We start from the raw sequence: 1,310 nt of genomic DNA, 5'->3' as shown, positions 1-1,310 counted from the left end.
AGCGACCCGTACGCGGCGCTCGACCTCGCGGCGGAGAAGCTGGACGCCCGGCTGCGCAAGCAGCACGACAAGCGGTTCTCGCGCCGGGGCGCACGCCGGATCACGGCGGCCGAGGTGCCCGACCACGTCCCCGGTGCCGCGACGCTGAACGGCAACGGGCAGACCTTCGAGACCGAAGAGCCGGACGCGATTCCCACCAAGAAGATCGGCTCGCTCGAGGTGAAGGGCGAAGGCCCGCTCGTCGTGCGCGAGAAGACCCACGTCGCCTCCCCGATGACCCTCGACCAGGCCCTCTACGAGATGGAGCTGGTCGGGCACGACTTCTACCTGTTCGTCGACTCCGAGACGAAGGAACCGAGCGTCGTCTACCGGCGCCACGCCTACGACTACGGCGTCATCCACCTGAGCACGGACCCGATGGTCACCGAGGCGCAAGCACCAGCGGCCGGTGGCACGCTGGGCGGCTGACCCACCCGGCCGACGGCTGAGCGGTGCCCCTGGAGCGCGTGTGCGCCCCCAGGGGCACCGGTGTGCGACCACTTCGCGCCCCGCACGTCACCGCACTGTCGGCCAGGCATGGAATCATGACCGGACGGCCCAACCGATGGGCCACTGCCTTGGGTTGGCGATGGCATGCGACCAGCCACAGCCTCAGGGGGAGGAACCATGACGGACAGCTTCGGACCGATGCGGGACGAGGACGCCGACGGTGATGTCGTCGGCGCGGGCCCGGACGCGGGCTCTCCGCGCAAGGAGCCGATCAGAGTCCTCGTCGTGGACGACCACGCCCTGTTCCGCCGTGGGTTGGAGATCGTGCTCGCCGCCGAGGAGGACATCCAGGTGGTGGGGGAGGCGGGCGACGGCGCCGAGGCCGTCGACAAGGCCGCCGACCTGCTGCCCGACATCGTGCTGATGGACGTCCGCATGCCCCGGCGAGGCGGCATCGAGGCCTGCACCTCCATCAAGGAGGTGGCCCCCAGCGCGAAGATCATCATGCTGACGATCAGCGACGAGGAGGCCGACCTCTACGACGCCATCAAGGCGGGCGCGACCGGCTATCTCCTCAAGGAGATCTCCACGGACGAGGTCGCCACCGCCATCCGCGCCGTGGCCGACGGACAGTCCCAGATCAGCCCGTCCATGGCGTCGAAGCTGCTCACCGAGTTCAAGTCGATGATCCAGCGGACGGACGAGCGCCGGCTCGTGCCCGCACCGCGCCTCACCGACCGCGAGCTGGAGGTGCTCAAGCTCGTCGCCACCGGGATGAACAACCGGGACATCGCCAAGGAGTTGTTCATCTCGGAGAACAC

General features: G+C 69.2%; 2 protein-coding genes. Both read left to right on the top strand.

The window, feature by feature from the left end:
* Positions 1 to 468: HPF/RaiA family ribosome-associated protein (locus ACFY5C_RS41695; RefSeq protein ID WP_389455296.1), on the top strand; the 468-nt coding region annotated here is incomplete at its 5' end.
* 198 nt (positions 469 to 666) lie between these two features.
* A partial coding sequence (locus ACFY5C_RS41690; RefSeq protein WP_389455294.1) for a response regulator occupies positions 667 to 1,310 on the top strand: 644 nt, incomplete at its 3' end.

The organism is Streptomyces sp. NPDC012935, assembly GCF_042900345.1.
Classification (GTDB): Bacteria; Actinomycetota; Actinomycetes; order Streptomycetales; family Streptomycetaceae; genus Streptomyces.
Note: the sequence above shows the minus strand (reverse complement) of the source record. Positions and strands in the feature narration are given on the sequence as shown.